A 14,769-nucleotide genomic window follows, 5' to 3' on the forward strand; every position below is an offset into this window, starting at 1 on the left:
TTACTTGCCAGCCCAGCGCTTGAGCACCAGGGTGGCGTTGGTGCCACCGAAGCCGAAGCTGTTGCTCATCACGGTGTCGAGCTTGGCGTTCTCGACGGTTGTGAGCTGGATCGGCATGTCGGCCACTTCCGGGTCGAGCTCGTCGATGTTGGCCGAGCCAGCAATGAAGTTGCCTTCCATCATCAGCATGCAGTAGATCGCTTCCTGCACGCCGGCGGCGCCGAGGCTGTGGCCGGACAGACTCTTGGTCGAGCTGATGGCCGGGGCCTTGTCGCCGAACACTTCACGTACACCGCGGATTTCAGCGACGTCGCCGACCGGGGTGGAGGTGCCGTGGGTGTTCAGGTAATCGATCGGGGTGTCGACGGTAGCCAGCGCCTGCTGCATGCAGCGGATGGCGCCTTCGCCGCTCGGGGCGACCATGTCGTAGCCGTCGCTGGTCGCGCCGTAGCCGACGATTTCTGCGTAGATCTTGGCGCCACGGGCCAGGGCGTGTTCCAGCTCTTCGACCACGACCATGCCGCCACCGCCGGCGATGACGAAACCGTCACGCTTGGCGTCATAGGCGCGCGAGGCTTTTTCCGGGGTGTCGTTGTACTGGGTGGAGAGGGCTCCCATGGCGTCGAACAGGCAGCTCTGGCTCCAGTGCTCTTCTTCACCGCCACCGGCGAAGACCACGTCCTGTTTGCCCAGCTGGATCTGCTCCATCGCCTGGCCGATGCAATGTGCGCTGGTAGCGCAGGCCGAGGAGATGGAGAAGTTGACGCCCTTGATCTTGAATGGAGTGGCCAGGCACGCCGACACGGTGCTGCCCATGGTGCGGGTCACACGGTATGGGCCGATGCGCTTGACGCCTTTCTCGCGCAGGGTGTCGATGGCTTCCATCTGGTTAACGGTGGATGCACCACCGGAACCGGCGATCAGGCCGGTGCGCGGGTTGGAGATCTGCTCTTCGCTAAGACCGGAGTCCTTGATCGCCTGCTCCATCGCCAGGTAGGCGTAGGCGGCGGCGTCGCCCATGAAACGGAACAGCTTGCGGTCGATCAGCTCTTCCAGGTTCAGGTTGACCGAGCCGGAAACATGGCTACGCAGGCCCATTTCGGCATAGGACGGGTTGAAACGGATGCCGGATTTGCCCGCGCGGAGGCTGTCGGCAACGGCTTCTTTGTCATTGCCCAGGCAGGAAACGATGCCCAGACCGGTAATCACGACACGACGCATGTGCAAGTCCTTCAGAAACTGTCGGTAGAGGTGAACAGGCCAACGCGCAGGCCTTCGGCACTGTAGATCTCGCGGCCATCGACGGCTACGGTGCCATCGGCGATACCGAGGATCAGTGAGCGGTTGATGGTGCGCTTGATATGGATGTTGTAGGTGACTTTCTTGGCGGTCGGCAGAACCTGACCGAAGAATTTCACTTCGCCCGAGCCCAGGGCGCGGCCCTTGCCTGGGTTGCCTTGCCAGCCCAGATAGAAGCCAACCAGCTGCCACATGGCATCGAGGCCGAGGCAGCCTGGCATGACCGGGTCGCCTTCGAAGTGGCACGCAAAGAACCACAGATCCGGATTGATATCGAGCTCAGCGACGATTTCGCCCTTGCCGTACTTGCCGCCGGTCTCGCTAATGTGAACGATGCGATCAATCATCAGCATGTTCGGGGCGGGCAGTTGCGCGTTCCCGGGGCCGAACAGTTCGCCGCGGCCGCAGGCGAGCAGATCTTCCCGAGAGTAGGCGTTTTGTTTTGTCATGCGAGCTCCTCAATTGTCCCCATGCTTCTAAGGCTGGGCGAATCGTCCTGGCCGGCGCGCCTGAAAATAGGGGGCGTCTGCCGGCAGCCTAGTCATAGACTGTTGCGTTGTGGTGAAAGTCACAGCGCAGTGAGTACAGTTGTACTCCGCTGGCTCTGCATTGTCACAGAACCAGCAGTTTCTCCTTGTAACGCCCGCTTGTCATCGGTGCCACTCGCCTATGGTCGGGCTGGCAACCAACGCAGCAGAATGCGTTGCAGATCTGCTCGTTTGAACGGTTTTGCCAGGTAATCGTTCATTCCCGCTTCAAGGCAGGCTTCGCGATCACCCTGCAAGGCGTTGGCGGTCAGGGCGATGATCGGTACCTGCCGTCCTTGCTCGAGCTGGCGAATCTGCCGTGTGGCTTCGTAGCCGTCCATCAGCGGCAGCCTGCAGTCCATGAGAATTGCAGCGTAATCCTGCTGGCTGCAACTTTGCACGGCCTGCTGGCCATCGCCGACCAGGCTGACCTGATAGCCCAGGCTGCGCAACATGGCCTCGATCACCGTCTGGTTCACGGGATTGTCTTCGACCAGCAGCACGGCCTGGCCATCGCCGCTGCCCAGGGCTTGATTGTCGCTGCTCTGCACCTGCTCGCTGTAGGGGCGAAATGGTAGGGGAATTTCCAGAGTGAAGACCGAGCCCGTGCCCAGCTGGCTCTCCGCACGCAGCGTGCCGCCCATACGCTCGGCCAGGGTCCGCGCGATCGGCAGGCCGAGACCGGTACCGCCGTAGCGTCTGGATATGGAGGTATCCGCCTGCTGGAAAGCATCGAACATATGTTCCAGGCGTTCGCCATCGATGCCGATGCCGCTGTCGCGCACGGCACAGGTGAACCACAACACCTGGTCGTCCAGTGGCTGCCAATGGGTTTCCACACGGATGTGGCCTTCTTCGGTGAACTTCAGCGCGTTGCCGATCAGGTTGACCAGGATCTGCCGGATGCGCGTGGGGTCGCCACGCACTTCCAGCTGTTCCAGGCCGGGCTGGTCGTCCAGCAACAGCTGCAGGCCGCGCTGCTGGGCACTGTGCTGGAATACCTGGATGGAGCCCTGCAACAGCTCCAGCAGGTTGAAAGGAATCGCTTCGAGTTCTAGTGCCCCGCGTTCGATGCGCGAGAAATCGAGAATATCGTTGATCACCTTGAGCAGGTGCTCGGTGGACTCGGTCGCCAGGGCCGCGTACTCGCTCTGCTCGTCGTTGAGGCTGGTGGTTTCGAGCAACTGCAGCATGCCCAGTACGCCGTTCATGGGGGTGCGCAATTCATGGCTCATCATGGCCAGGAAGTCCGACTTGGCTCGGTTGGCCTGCTCCGACTCCTCGCGCGCCTGGATCAGCTCGGCAATCGCCTGCTGCTGTTCCTGGCCACTTTGTTCGAGTGCGCAGGCCAGGTTGTTGATATGCCTGGCCAGATCGGTCAGTTCGTCGTTGCCTCGCTCGACTAATGAAGGTCGGTAGTCGCCGTTCTGGATGCGTTCCAGAGCCTGGCCCATGGCGCTGAGCGGCTGAGCGAGGCGGCGCGCCAGGCGGCGGGCGAGGAGGAAGGTCAGCAGCAGGGCGAACAGCGAGAGGACGCCAGCCTTGAGCAGAATTTCCTGCTGGCGGGTATTGAAGGTGTCGTTGGACATGCCCACGACGACGCGGCCGAGATAGCCATCGCCGATCACCTTGCCCCGCGGCGGCATGGCTAGCCCTACGCCAGGCGGTCCTTGCAGGTGGATCGGTGCCTGAAACACCTCCACCTGAGGCGTGCTGTGGCCTTGCTCCTTGGGCCGTTCGACGTAGACCAGAATGTTGTCGTCGCGGTCACGTACCTCGGCAAAACGCACGTCGGGGGTGCTCAAGGTCGCGCGCAACAGGCTTTCCAGTGTGTCCAGGTTGCCATTGAGCACCCCGTATTCGGTGGCCGGCGCAAGCTGATTGGCGATCAATTGACCGGTGTGGCCCTGCTCCTGGCGCAGGTCCTGCAACCGGGTGAAGGTGAGAAAACCGGTAAGCAGCAGGGTCAGCAGCAGTGCAGGGCCGACGCTGATCAGCTGGGTGCGGGTATGAATGTTCCAGCCACGGCGCTGGCCAGTGGTTGTACCGTCCCTGGCGGACTGCGGCTCCCGAGAGGGGCAGGGCGGGGGCAAGGGGCTGCCTGTGGGCACGAATCGTCCTTGGCAATTAACGTCGATCCGGCATGTTAACCGACCCGTCGCGCTTTGCCAGCGTAAGGCGCGCGCACTCTGCGGTAATTCTCATCTGCTCGCGTCAACGGGCGGCAGTCACTGAACTTTTGCCCTGGCCGGGTACTCTCGGCTCCGTATAATGCCCGCAGACCGCCATCATGCATGGCCTCATTCGGAAGAACTATGACTCAGCCCCAACCCATTGCCGTCCTCGGCGGCGGCAGCTTCGGCACCGCCCTGGCCAACCTGCTGGCGGAGAACGGCCAGCGTGTCCTGCAATGGATGCGCGATCCTGAGCAGGCCGAGCAGATGCGTCAGAGCGGCGAAAACCCGCGCTATCTGAAGGGCGTCAAGCTACATCGCGGCATTGAACCGACCAGTGATCTTGGCGCGGCACTGCAGCAGGCCGAGCTGGTACTGGTGGCACTGCCTTCCAGCGCTCTGCGAGATGCCCTGCAGCCGGTGGCCGGGCAATTGGCAGGCAAGATGCTGATCAGCACCACCAAAGGTATCGAAGCCAAGACCTTCAAGCTGATGAGCCAGATTCTCGAAGAGATCGCTCCCGATGCGCGAATTGGCGTGCTGTCCGGGCCGAACCTGGCCAAGGAAGTGGCCGACCACGCCTTGACCGCGACGGTGATTGCCAGTGAGGACGAAGAACTCTGTCTGCGCGTCCAGCAGGCTCTGCACGGCCGGACCTTCCGCGTCTACGCCAGTGCCGACCGTTTCGGTGTCGAGCTCGGTGGAGCGCTGAAGAACGTCTACGCCATCATGTCCGGCATGGCGGCAGCGCTGGGTATGGGCGAGAACACCAAGAGCATGCTGATCACCCGTGCGCTGGCGGAAATGACCCGGTTCGCAGTCAAGCTCGGTGCCAATCCGATGACCTTCCTCGGCCTGGCCGGTGTCGGCGATCTGATCGTCACCTGTTCGTCACCGAAGAGTCGCAACTATCAGGTTGGTTTCGCTCTGGGCGAAGGCCTCAGCCTGGAGGAGGCGGTGCAGCGCCTTGGCGAGGTCGCCGAGGGGGTCAATACGCTGAAGGTGCTCAAGGCCCGTGCCGAAGAGCTCGAGGTTTACATGCCGCTGGTCGCCGGCCTGCATGCCATCCTTTTCGAGGGGCGTACGCTGGCTCAGGTCATTGAACTGCTGATGCGTGGCGAGCCCAAGACCGATGTTGATTTCATCCCCACCGCGGGTTTCTGAACCTTGCAGCCAATCAAGGAGAGTGAGTCATGAGCGACGAAAAGCAGGAGTTGGAGCGCGAGTCGATTCTGCTGCGCGTTCTATGGATGGTGATTTTCCTCATCGTCTGGCAATTGGCCGAGCTGCTGCTCGGTGCCGTAGTGCTGCTGCAGCTGGGCTACCGCCTGTTCTACGGCGCACCGAATGCCGGCTTGCTGGGCTTCGGCGATAGCCTTAGCCAGTACCTGGCACAGATCGGCCGTTTCGGCACTTTCAATACCGATGAGAAACCTTGGCCGTTCGCCGATTGGCCGACGCCGCGCGCGCCGGAAGGTGAAACCGCCCATAGCATTCCACCAGCGCCGCACCCGGTGCGCGACGAGGAGCCGAAGCTGTGAGGCTGTGGCTGCTTCGCCATGGCGAGGCCGAGCCGCACGCTGCCAGCGATGCCGCTCGCGAGCTTACCGCCTACGGTCGCAAGGAGGTGCAGCAGGCCGCTGCGCAGCTCATCGGTCGGCCGCTGACCGCCATTATCGCCAGCCCCTATGTGCGTGCGCAGCAGACAGCCGAGCTGGTGCGCAGCGCGCTGGGGTTTGCCGGCAAGATCAACACCGTACCCTGGCTGACGCCGGACAGTGACCCGCGTGATGCGCTGAAATTTCTCGATGAACGAGAGGGCGCTGAGGTACTACTGGTCAGCCACCAGCCGTTGATCGGTGCGCTGGGTGGATTGCTGGTGCATGGCCACCGTCAGGACCCGCTGCCCATGCGCACGGCGAGCCTGGCAGAGCTAGAGGGCGATATCCCGGCCGCAGGGCTGATGGAGCTGCTGGCACTGATCCATCCTCGCTGAGCTTCTACCCTTAGCGCGGCTGTGCTGCCATGGGTGTCCCGTCTTCGTATTGCGCCGATCCGGCAAATGTATCCAGACGAGAAACATTTCTTAACTTGCGCCTCTTTTGTCAGCGTGGAATAGTCAACCAAGCAAGTGCTTGGTTGATTCCTACAAAAACAACAAAGGAGGAAGCCCTGTGGCTGATGCAATCCGTTTGCCGCTCGAGCTGTTTTACGAACGTGAAGCAAGGCACCCGAACAAACGCTACATGGTGCAACCTTTGGGGGGCGGCCAACTGCTCGAACTGAGCTGGGCCGATGTCGGCGAACAGGCTCGTCGCGTGGCCAACTGGCTGCGTAGCCGCGAACTGCCGCCGGGCAGCCGCATCGCCATCATTTCCAAGAATTGCGCGCACTGGATCGTCGCCGATCTGGGTATCTGGATGGCTGGCTACGTCTCGGTGCCGCTCTATCCCAACCTCACCGCAGGCTCCATGCGCCAGGTATTGGAGCATTCCGAGGCGGCTCTGGCCTTCGTTGGCAAACTCGATGACTGGGCCTCGATGGCGCCTGGGTTGCCGGCGGGCATGCCGACTGTCAGCCTGCCTCTGCATCCACATGGCGACTTCGATTACCGTTGGGACGACCTGCAGCGCAGTGCGCCGATCCAGGATGATCCCAAGCCTGCCGCCAACCAATTGGCCACTATCATCTACACCTCCGGGACCACCGGTACGCCCAAGGGGGTGATGCACAACTTCTCCAACCTTGGCTTCGCCGCCAGCAACGCCATCAAGCTGTTCGGGGTGGGCGAGGACGACCGGCTTATTTCCTACTTGCCACTGTGCCATGTGGCCGAACGCATGTTCGTTGAGCTGGCCTCGATCTATGCCGGGCAGACAATCTTCTTCGCCGAGAGCCTGGACACCTTCCTCGAAGACCTCAAGCGCGCCCGGCCGACCGTGATGTTCGGTGTGCCGCGCATCTGGACCAAGTTCCAGATGGGCGTGTACAGCAAGATGCCAGCGCAGAAGCTGGATCGCCTGCTGCGGCTGCCGATCATCGGCCGTTTCATCGGCCGCAAGGTGCTCGCCGGGCTTGGTCTGGATGCGATTCGCTACGCGCTGTCCGGCGCAGCACCGGTGCCCGAGGCGCTTCTCAACTGGTACAGGCGTCTGGGTATGGAGATCCAGGAGGTCTATGGCATGACCGAGAATTGTGGTTATTCCCACGTGTGTTTGCCGGGCAAGTTCAAGCAGGGCTGGATCGGCCAGAACAACCCGGGCGTCGAGGTACGTATCGGCGAGGATGGCGAAGTCCTGGTGCGCAGCGGCGCGACCATGCAGGGTTACTACAAGGACCCGATCAAGACCGCCGAGACGCTGACTGACGATGGCTTCCTGCGCACCGGCGACAAGGGCGAGCAGGACGCCGAAGGCAACCTGCGCCTCACCGGCCGCATCAAGGAAATCTTCAAGACCAGCAAGGGCAAGTATGTCGCGCCTGCGCCGATCGAAAACCGCATTGGCGAGCACTCGCGCATCGAGCAGGTTTGCGTGGTCGGCGACGGCCTGCCGCAGCCCATAGCCCTGTGCGTGCTATCCGATGTAGGGCGTCAGGAAGCGGCCAATGACAGTCGCGATGAGCTGGAGAACAGCCTCAAGGCCTTGCTCGCCGAGGTCAATGGTTGCCTCGATCATCATGAGCGGCTGCAAGGCCTGGTACTGGTCAAGGAGGTCTGGGCAGTGGAGAACGGTTTCCTGACGCCGACCCTGAAAATCAAACGCGCGGTGATCGAGGGCACTTATGGCGAGCGTTTCGCCGAGTGGCAACAGCGCAGCGAAGCCGTGCTCTGGCACGATTGAGCCTGAATGGGCCGGGTTGACCGGCCCTGTGTTCAACGCACAAGGAACGTATCCATGGGACTGTGGCAACGAACGCCCGATATCGATGCACTCAACGCGACCTTAAAAAACAGCATCGGCGAGGTGCTGGACATCCGTTTCGAATCCTTCGACGACGAATCGCTCAGCGCCAGCATGGTGATCGACTCGCGCACTCATCAGCCTTACGGTCTGCTGCACGGTGGTGCCTCGGTGGTGCTGGCGGAAACCCTTGGGTCGACCGCCAGCTACCTGTGCATCGACAACAGTCGCTTCTACTGCGTCGGTCTGGAGGTCAATGCCAACCACCTGCGTGGTTTGCGCAGCGGGCGTGTGCACGCGGTTGCACGGCCAGTGCACCTGGGGCGAACCACGCACGTCTGGGATATTCGCCTAAGCGGTGACGACGGCAAGGCCAACTGTATTTCACGGCTGACCATGGCCATCGTGCCGCTGGGCGATCAGCCAACGAAACTGTGAGTGCCCGCCTGCAATTTCATCCAAGATTTGTCCGATCCATGGCGCTACAGTACGCGCCATGGACCAGATCACTCACATCCAGAGCAGCTTGCCCGGCGTTCGCCTGATCGACGCGGAATATCGCCGCTTTGCCTTTCCCCGACATTTTCATCTGGAGTACCACGTCGGCCTGCTGATCCAGGGGCAGCATCGCTACGCCTATGGTGGTGAGCGCCGGCATGTCGGGGCAGGGGATGTGTTGCTGATGGCGCCGGAAGAAATTCATGACGGCGCTTGCCTGGATGGAGAGAGCTACCGCATTCGCGTGATGGCCTTCGATCCCTTCTGGCTGGATGAAGCCAGTCGAACCCTGAGCGATGGTCGCCAGGGGGCGCCGAGGTTGACCACCAGCAGCTTGCGTCATCCCCTGCTGGCGCAGCACTTGCAGCATTTTCACGCGGCGATGCTGGGAGGGTCACAGCTGGCCCAGGAAGAGGCGCTCTGGCAGGCACTGGCCAATCTGCTGGAGATGGGCTCGACATTGCGCGTCAGCGAGCCGCATCGCGTTTTCGATCAGCGCATCTGGCAGCGGCTGCGTGATTGGCTGGAAAGTCGCCTGGACGATCCGCCCTCGCTGGAGGAATTGGCAGCGTTCTGCGCCATGAGCCCCTGGCAGGCACTGCGGCGCTTTCGCCAGCATACCGGCCTGCCGCCGCACCAGTGGCTCACCCAGTTGCGCCTGCAACGCGCCTTGCCGCTGGTGTTGGCAGGTGAGCCGCTAAGCGAAATCGCCTTGCGCCTGGGCTTCTACGACCAGGCTCACTTCTCGCGGCTGTTCCGCCGCACCTACGGGCTGCCGCCTGCGCGCCTGCGCCAGGGCTGATACCCGCAAAGCCTCAACCCCCTTCCTATCACCTGGAGAACAACCATGCAGGAGACATCCGTCTTGCTGTCGCTCACTGCCGTCTTCGCGGTGGCCCTCATCAGCCCTGGCCCGGATGTGGCGCTGGTGGTGCGTACTTCCCTTCATCAGGGCCAGCGTGCGGGTCTGCTCAGCGCATTGGGCCTGGCCTGCGGCATTCTCCTGCACGGCACGCTTGTACTGAGCGGCGTGGCCTTGCTGCTCAGTCGCACCGAATGGCTGTTCGATCTAGTGCAGGTAGCAGGGGCTCTGTATCTGGGCTGGCTGGGGATCGGTGCGGTCAAGGCCTGGTGGCAGGGCGGGGCAGGGAGCCTGCGCCTGGACAGTGAGCTGGCGCCGTCGGCATTCGGCCCCTGGTTGCGTGGTGTGTTGACCAACCTGGGTAATCCCAAGGCGTTGGTGTTCTTCCTGGCGCTGCTGAGCAGCCTGGTACCCGCGGACATGTCGCTGCTGGGCAAGGTTGCTTGTGCCGCGTTGCTGTTCGGTCTCAGTCTGTTCTGGTTTGGGCTGCTCGGCATGACCCTCAGCCGACCGCTGATGCGCCAGCGGCTGCTGCAGGTGGCGCCCACCATCGACTTCCTATGCGGTCTGGTATTTTTGCTGGTCGCCGTGAGCATTGTCGGCAGGCTTCTGTTATAGCGCTGACCATTGCGCCGCCATCAATGGCCGTTACGGTCATTGCCGCGTGCCAGCGGCTGCCGGAGAATCTCGGCCTATTCGTATTACGAGTTTGATGCATGCCGCAGCCGATCTTCTTCGCACATGCCAATGGCTTCCCGTCTGGTACTTACGGCAAGTTGTTCGCCGCGCTGGCGCCTGAATTTCAGGTGCAGTACCTGGCGCAGCATGGCCACGATCCGCGTTTTCCGGTGAATGATAATTGGTCCAACCTGGTCGATGAATTGATCCATCACCTGGAGGGCGGCGCTGAGCCGGTCTGGGGCGTCGGTCATTCCCTTGGCGGCGTGCTGCACTATCACGCTGCCTTGCTGCGCCCCGAACTCTACCGTGGTGTGGTGATGCTCGACTCGCCGGTATTGACCCTGGCCGACCGCATGGTGATCCGTGCCGCCAAGCGCTTCGGGTTCATCGATCGCATCACCCCGGCCGGGCGTACGCTGGGGCGCCGTGAAGCGTTCGCCGACCTGCTCGAAGCGCGTAATTATTTTGCCGGCAAGAGCCTGTTCCGGCGTTTCGATCCCGAATGTCTGGATGCTTATGTCAGCCACGGTCTGCAAGCGGGAGCGCAGGGTTTGCGTTTGAAGTTCGATCCTGCCACCGAGATCAGCATCTACCGCAGCGTGCCGCACACCGCGCCGGGGCGGCCGCAGCAGCTTGCCGTACCGCTGGCCATGGTTCGAGGGCGTCACAGTCGCGTCGTGCTGCCGCATCATGCGCGTCTGCTCAAGCGCATGCCGCGAGCCGAATACCATCATCTGCCGGGTGGCCACATGTTTCCGCTGGAGCGCCCGCAGGCCACCGCCGACCTGCTGCGTCAGCTGTTCGGTCGTTGGAGCGCCAATCAGGAGCAAAGCGCATGAACGTAGGTTTCGAGGAAGTCCGCCTGAGCCTCCCGCATATCGAGTTGGCGGCGCATCTCTATGGTCCGGAGGATGGGCTGCCGGTGCTGGCCTTGCACGGCTGGCTGGATAACGCCGCGAGTTTTGCACGCCTGGCGCCGAAGCTCGAAGGACTACGCATCGTCGCCCTGGATTTTGCCGGTCATGGCCACTCCGATCATCGTGCGGCCGGCGCTGGTTATGCGCTTTGGGACTACGCCTTCGATGTGCTGCAAGTCGCCGAGCAGTTCGGCTGGCAGCGATTTTCCATTCTCGGGCACTCCATGGGGGCGATCACTGCGGTGCTGCTGGCAGGCGCGATGCCCGAGCGGATTGCGCGACTGGCGTTGATCGATGGTCTGGTGCCCTACACCGGTGAAGCCGAGCAGGCACCAGCCAAGCTTGGCGAGGCATTGCGTGCCAGGCAGAAGCTCTCCGACAAGCGCAAGCCGGTGTATGCCGAGATGGCGCGCGCCGTCGAGGCGCGGATGAAAGGTGTCGGTGCCGTCAGCCGTGAGGCGGCCGAGCTGTTGGCCCTGCGTGGCCTGATGCCGGTGCCGGGCGGTTACACCTGGCGCACCGACAGTCGCCTGACCTTGCCGTCGCCGCTGCGCCTGAGTTGGGCGCATGCCCAGGCGTTCGTGCGTGCGCTGCAGTGCCCGGTCAGTCTGGTAGTGGCCGAGCAGGGCATGATGGGGGCGCAGCCGGCCCTGCAGAAATTGCTGCAGGATCTGCCGTTCGAGGTGCATCGCCTGCCGGGTGGCCACCATCTGCATCTGGATGACGAGGCGGGCGCGCAACGTGTAGCGGATTGTTTCAATCCATTCCTGCGCATTTCTTGACTTGCCTGCAGCCCTGGGGAAAGGTGTGGCGGTCTGCCATGGAGGATCGCATGATCGACCCGTTCAACCACGCCACCCACTGCTTCGCAACCTCGCCTGCACAAGGATCTTCTCGATGACGGTGCGCATGAAGCTGTTGTGCGCAGCGCTGGCCACCTTCTGCAGCGGTACCGTACTGGCGGCCGACATACCCGGTAGCCGTGACCTTGAAGTGCTGCCGCGTTTCCCCGCCAGCCAGATCGTTGCGTTCAAGCAGGCGTCCCATGTCGAGCGCATCTATCCGCAGGGTTCGATTCGCCGCATCAGCGGGCGTTTGCGTTACGAGCGTGAAATTCTCGTGCAGGGCCAGCACAGCGCAGTGACCTACGAACTGCCGCGCACTCACAGCGCCGATCAGGTATTTACTGCGGCGCGGGAAGCACTGCTGCAGCAGGACGCCGAGCTGCTCTACTGGTGTCAGGGCCGTGAGTGTGGGGCAAGTAACCTGTGGGCCAACGCGGTGTTCGGCAATGCCACGCTGTATGGCTCCGACGACCAGCAGGCCTATGCCCTGTTGCGCTTGGCCGAACCGAATCATGAAAGCCTGCTGGCGCTCTACAGCATTACCCGAGGCAACCGCCGTGCCTACCTGCACGTCGAGCAGCTGGATGCCGACGCGCCCCTGGGGGTATTGCTGCCGACACCCGCGACCCTGCTGCGCCAGCTGCGCACCGATGGCCAGTTGAAGCTGCCGGACGATGCCAAGGCCGATAGCGCCTGGGTGGAAGTGCTGGCGCGCAGCCTGAACCTCGACAGCACCTTGCGCGTAACCCTGGCCGGCAGCCAGGCCGAAGCCTGGCGTGAAGCGCTGATCGAGCAGCGCGTGCGCGAAGCGCGCCTGGAGTTGGGTGAAGGCGCCGAGGAGGCACTGAGCGTGCGCCTGTTGCGTTAAGCTAGCATCCGCAATTGCCCGTAGCAGAGCGCCCGCAAGGGCGCTCTGTCGTTTCGTCGTAGGGAGTTTCGCTCGATGGCCACCAATGATCGTCTGCTGGTACAGATTCTCCTGCTCGGCCTGCTGGCTGCCAGCCTCTGGGTGCTGGCACCATTCTGGTCTGCGCTGTTCTGGGCCGCGGTGCTGGCCTTTGCCAGCTGGCCGCTGATGCGCCTGCTGACGCAGTTGCTCAATGGTCGCATGTCGCTGGCCGCGGGCATCCTGACCGGTGTCTGGGTGATCATGGTGGCCGTGCCGCTGGTTTGGCTGGGCTTCAATCTGGCCGATCACATCAAGGACGCCAATGCCCTGATCAGAGATCTGCAGGTGGAAGGACTGCCGCCACCGCCGAGCTGGTTGGCCAGCATTCCGTTGGTGGGCGATCGCCTGGTGGAGCTGTGGCGCACCATCGACCAGCAGGGCGCCGCCTTCTTCGATACCTTGCGTCCTTACCTCGGGCAGGTTGGCAACTGGCTGGTGGCTCGCAGCGCGAAGATCGGTGCGGGCATGGTCGAACTGGCCCTGAGCCTGGTGCTGGTGTTCTTCTTCTATCGTGACGGACCGCGCCTGGCGGTGTTCGTGCACAGCCTGCTGGAGCGGCTGATCGGCGAACGTGCCGATCATTATCTGGAGCTGGTTGCCGGCACCGTGCAGCGTGTGGTCAACGGTGTGATCGGTACCGCCGCAGCGCAAGCCGTGCTGGCTTACATCGGCTTCGTCATCGCCGGCGTGCCGGGCGCGCTGGTGCTAGGTCTGCTGACCTTCGCCTTCAGCTTCATCATGATTCCGCCGCTGATCTGGGGGCCGGCCGTGGCCTGGCTGGTGTGGCAGGGGGAGATCGGCATGGCGATCTTCCTGGGTGTCTGGGGCTTCTTCATCATCAGCGGGGTGGACAACATCCTCAAACCCTACCTGATCAGCCGTGGCGGCAACCTGCCGCTGGTGGTGGTGCTGCTCGGCGTGTTCGGTGGCATCCTGGCGTTCGGCTTCATGGGCCTGTTCCTGGGGCCGACCTTGCTGGCAGTGGCCTACAGCCTGCTCAGCGACTGGGTGGCAAACAAGACGCCACCGGTCGAAACAGTGCTGGACAAGCCACTGCCGGGCGAGGAGCCACGCGGCTGATCAGCCGCGTTCGCGTTCGTACTTATCGAGGGTGTCGCGAGCGATCTGCCGGCCCAGCATGATCAGCTCCGGCGCCTTGTAGAACTCGAAGAAGCGGCAGGCGCGCTTGGGCACGTTGATCAGAACGTCTGGCGGATAACCGGCGATCTTGTACTGCGCCAATGAGGTCTGCATTACCTCGAAGCTCTGGTTGACCAGCTCCAGCAACGACGCCGGCCCGCTGAATTCGGCAACCCGTGAGCCGCTGGCGGACTTCGGCGCCGCTTCCTCCTGATCGTCCTTGCGGCTGGGCGCTGCAGCCGGGCTGACGTCATCGGCGAGTCGTTGCTCCTCGGCAAGCAGCAGGGCCTCGTCTTCGCTCTTGCGGCGAAAACTTGGTAAACGTGAGCCGAGCGACGTCATCAACTGATCGATGCGGCCTTTGAGGGCGGCGGGGCGCTCGATCACCGGCAGCTGGTAGTGGTTCTGGTTGGTGGCGTTGAGGTTCACCGCGATGATCAGGTCGCAGTGGCTGGAGACCACCGGTACGATCGGCAGCGGGTTGAGCAGGCCACCATCGACCAACATGCGCTTGCCCTGAATGACCGGCGTGAACAGGCTGGGAATCGCCGCCGAGGCGCGCATCGCCTGGTGCAGGCAGCCCTCCTGAAACCAGATTTCCTGCTGGTTGGTCAGGTCAGTGGCGACTGCAGTGAAGGGGATGTCCAGGTTTTCGATGTCCACGTCGCCGACGATCTCCTGAATTCGCCCGAACACCCGTTCGCCACGGATGGCGCCGAGACGGAAACTGACATCGAGCAGGCGCAGCACGTCCAGATAATCGAGGCTCTCCGTCCATTCACGGTATTCACGTAGCTTGCCTGCGGCGAAGATGCCACCGACCACCGCACCCATCGAACAGCCAGCGATGCAGCCGATTTCGTAGCCACGCGCCTGCAGCTCCTCGATCACACCAATGTGCGCATAGCCGCGTGCGCCCCCCGAACCCAGCACCAGCGCTACTTTCTTGCTCATCTACGTTTCTCCGTGTCGAGC

At 62.8% G+C, this 14,769-nt stretch carries 15 protein-coding genes; 11 read left to right on the forward strand and 4 right to left on the reverse strand.

All coding sequences use genetic code 11. The annotated features are described in order from the left end of the window. The 3 genes from fabB to EL191_RS11360 all read right to left on the reverse strand — a co-directional run bounded on the left by fabB (position 1) and on the right by EL191_RS11360 (position 3,919). Complete coding sequence (gene fabB / locus EL191_RS11350) at positions 1–1,221, reverse strand: beta-ketoacyl-ACP synthase I (protein WP_013715419.1); 1,221 nt, start codon at positions 1,219–1,221, stop codon at positions 1–3. Between the two features lie 11 nt (positions 1,222–1,232). Continuing rightward, positions 1,233–1,748 carry a 3-hydroxyacyl-[acyl-carrier-protein] dehydratase FabA gene (fabA, locus tag EL191_RS11355; protein WP_013715420.1) on the reverse strand — a complete coding sequence of 172 codons (516 nt, stop codon included), beginning with the start codon at positions 1,746–1,748 and terminating at the stop codon, positions 1,233–1,235. Positions 1,749–1,966: 218 nt separating this feature from the next. After that, the gene (locus EL191_RS11360) at positions 1,967–3,919 is read right to left on the reverse strand and encodes an ATP-binding protein (protein WP_232005527.1); all 1,953 of its coding nucleotides are present in this window, start codon (positions 3,917–3,919) and stop codon (positions 1,967–1,969) included. Between the two features lie 222 nt (positions 3,920–4,141). Between EL191_RS11360 and EL191_RS11365 the strand changes: the two genes are divergently transcribed. The 11 genes from EL191_RS11365 (at position 4,142) to EL191_RS11415 (ending at position 13,734) form a co-directional block, all read left to right on the forward strand. Then, positions 4,142–5,164 (forward strand): NAD(P)H-dependent glycerol-3-phosphate dehydrogenase, encoded by a 1,023-nt coding sequence (locus EL191_RS11365; protein WP_017360809.1) that lies wholly within the window; start codon positions 4,142–4,144, stop codon positions 5,162–5,164. A 29-nt stretch (positions 5,165–5,193) separates the two neighbouring features. Further along, complete coding sequence (locus EL191_RS11370) at positions 5,194–5,541, forward strand: DUF4389 domain-containing protein (protein ID WP_013715423.1); 348 nt, start codon at positions 5,194–5,196, stop codon at positions 5,539–5,541. Beyond that, positions 5,538–5,996 (forward strand): phosphohistidine phosphatase SixA, encoded by a 459-nt coding sequence (gene sixA, locus EL191_RS11375; RefSeq protein ID WP_013715424.1) that lies wholly within the window; start codon positions 5,538–5,540, stop codon positions 5,994–5,996. Before EL191_RS11370 ends, sixA begins: the two co-directional genes overlap by 4 nt. Before the next feature lie 178 nt (positions 5,997–6,174). Continuing rightward, a complete protein-coding gene (locus EL191_RS11380; RefSeq protein WP_041979418.1) occupies positions 6,175–7,842 on the forward strand; it encodes an AMP-binding protein in 1,668 nt (555 codons plus the stop codon). A 54-nt stretch (positions 7,843–7,896) separates the two neighbouring features. Next, positions 7,897–8,340 carry a hotdog fold thioesterase gene (locus EL191_RS11385; RefSeq protein ID WP_041979416.1) on the forward strand — a complete coding sequence of 148 codons (444 nt, stop codon included), beginning with the start codon at positions 7,897–7,899 and terminating at the stop codon, positions 8,338–8,340. A 58-nt stretch (positions 8,341–8,398) separates the two neighbouring features. Then, complete coding sequence (locus tag EL191_RS11390) at positions 8,399–9,202, forward strand: AraC family transcriptional regulator (protein ID WP_041979415.1); 804 nt, start codon at positions 8,399–8,401, stop codon at positions 9,200–9,202. Positions 9,203–9,247: 45 nt separating this feature from the next. After that, positions 9,248–9,880, forward strand: a complete 633-nt coding sequence (locus EL191_RS11395; protein ID WP_041979413.1) for a LysE family translocator — start codon at positions 9,248–9,250, stop codon at positions 9,878–9,880. 98 nt (positions 9,881–9,978) lie between these two features. Then, complete coding sequence (locus EL191_RS11400; protein WP_041979410.1) at positions 9,979–10,782, forward strand: alpha/beta fold hydrolase; 804 nt, start codon at positions 9,979–9,981, stop codon at positions 10,780–10,782. Then, positions 10,779–11,642 carry an alpha/beta hydrolase gene (locus tag EL191_RS11405; RefSeq protein WP_041979408.1) on the forward strand — a complete coding sequence of 288 codons (864 nt, stop codon included), beginning with the start codon at positions 10,779–10,781 and terminating at the stop codon, positions 11,640–11,642. The genes EL191_RS11400 and EL191_RS11405 overlap by 4 nt, the downstream gene beginning before the upstream one ends. Before the next feature lie 127 nt (positions 11,643–11,769). Continuing rightward, positions 11,770–12,573 carry a DUF4892 domain-containing protein gene (locus EL191_RS11410; protein WP_041979558.1) on the forward strand — a complete coding sequence of 268 codons (804 nt, stop codon included), beginning with the start codon at positions 11,770–11,772 and terminating at the stop codon, positions 12,571–12,573. A gap of 75 nt (positions 12,574–12,648) precedes the next feature. Continuing rightward, entirely contained in the window at positions 12,649–13,734 is a 1,086-nt protein-coding gene (locus EL191_RS11415) for an AI-2E family transporter (protein ID WP_041979405.1), read from the forward strand. On the opposite strand, the gene EL191_RS11420 is transcribed toward EL191_RS11415, so the two are convergent. Continuing rightward, a complete protein-coding gene (locus tag EL191_RS11420) occupies positions 13,735–14,748 on the reverse strand; it encodes a patatin-like phospholipase family protein (protein ID WP_041979402.1) in 1,014 nt (337 codons plus the stop codon). Between the last annotated feature and the right edge of the window lie 21 nt (positions 14,749–14,769).

The organism is Pseudomonas mendocina (genome assembly GCF_900636545.1).
Taxonomy (GTDB): Bacteria; Pseudomonadota; Gammaproteobacteria; order Pseudomonadales; family Pseudomonadaceae; genus Aquipseudomonas; species Aquipseudomonas mendocina.